Source organism: Treponema berlinense (genome assembly GCF_900167025.1).
Classification (GTDB): Bacteria; Spirochaetota; Spirochaetia; order Treponematales; family Treponemataceae; genus Treponema_D; species Treponema_D berlinense.
On the sequence record NZ_FUXC01000031.1, the window covers coordinates 1 to 1,598 of the forward strand.

At 30.7% G+C, this 1,598-nt stretch carries 1 protein-coding gene; it reads left to right on the forward strand.

The genetic code is table 11. From position 1 onward, the window contains the following. Nucleotides 1–179: 179 nt before the first annotated feature. A complete protein-coding gene (locus B5D47_RS11235) occupies nucleotides 180–1,184 on the forward strand; it encodes an acyltransferase family protein (protein WP_078931921.1) in 1,005 nt (334 codons plus the stop codon). Nucleotides 1,185–1,598: the final 414 nt, after the last annotated feature.

Sequence of the window (1,598 nt, forward strand, 5' to 3'; positions counted from 1 at the left end):
ACAACTTGCAGTTGAAGCTTTATCAAAAGCATCGTAAAATTATGGAATCAGGAGTTCCTTGCTATTGACAAATATCATAGGAGCAATTGTTATGCTCACAGCCCACTGGACTGGTAGTTTTATAGAAAAATAAAATTTGAGTTTAACATTTTTATCCGTATCCGAAAAAGGAAGGAAAAATGAAAACTCAAATTGAATTACCGACAATTCCAAAAGAAAATGCATTTAATGCAATAAGGCTTTTATTTTGTTTTATCGTTCTATTAATGCATGTGTTAGGAAATGTAGGAATAAGTAACAAATATTTTCTCGATGGTCACATGGCTGTTTGTGGCTTTTTTATAATCAGTGGTTTTTGGGTAACAAAAAGTTACTTTAACTCTGAAAATATAAAATCTTTTTTTGTTAAAAGAATAAAAAAGATCCTTCCTATGTATTATTTCTCTGTTATTGGATTTTCAATCATCTGTTGTTATTTTTCAAATTTACAGATTGGGGAATATTTTGGTTCAGAATATTTTAAATATTTATTTTGGAATAGTATATTCTTAAACTTCATGCATCCGGATTTACCAGGATGTTTTAATGGAGCTGCAATAAATGGAGCTCTTTGGACAATAAAAGTAGAAGTTGGTTTTTACATAATCCTGACTGTTATTATTTATATTTGGGAAAAATTTAAATCAAACAAAGGAAAAAATATTTTCTTCCTAATACTTTATGCTTTATCTGTATTATATAATATCATTCTTAAAAAATATGCTGTACAATGGCATTTACCACAGCAACTTGCGCATCAATTACCAGGTTTCATTTCATTTTTCGTATCAGGAATGTTTATATTTTTGAATTGGAATTGGTTTTTAAAAGTTAAAAAATTTTTAATTTTACCAGCTTTCTTCGCATTCATATTCCGATATTTTACAAATACAGAAATTTTATTTCCTGCAGCTTTAGCTATAATAATTGTTTGGGCAGCATTATTTTTCAAACCTCTAAAAATAATTGGAGATAATATTGATTTTTCATGGGGACTATATCTGTTCCACTTTCCATTAATGCAAATCATTTATTATTCAACAAATGGAAATATTAAAACTCCCTTATATGTTGCAGCAGTAACAGGTATAGCATTTATGTTAACTTTTGTACTTGAAAAATATGTTCAAAAGAAAATAAAATAAAGCATAACAAAGGTTCGTAGCCGACAGGCAGTCAAGCTGCCTGCGGTACAACTCATTGTTATACGGACGGCTCACTGAGCCGCTGGGTTTTAAGTATTTTAAATTTCTGGTTAATATAAAATCCCTTGTACGCCCTTTATGGGCTAAAAGAAAAAATCTCTTTTGAACAGAAAGAAAAGAAAAAAAGGTATATTTTCGGAGCAAGTCAAGCTTGCTCCGAAAATCAATTGAACAGATCAATTTTCCACAAATTAAAAAATCCCCTGTCGGAGCTGGCTTTGCAGTCGAAGGGGATTTGCTTCATGTTTAGGCTTGCATCTTGAAATAGTCAAGAAAAGTGCAGTCCCAAATACCCCTTAAATTAAGCTGCTATTAACATAGCTGTTTTTGACAGCCTGTATTTAGTTGGAGGAA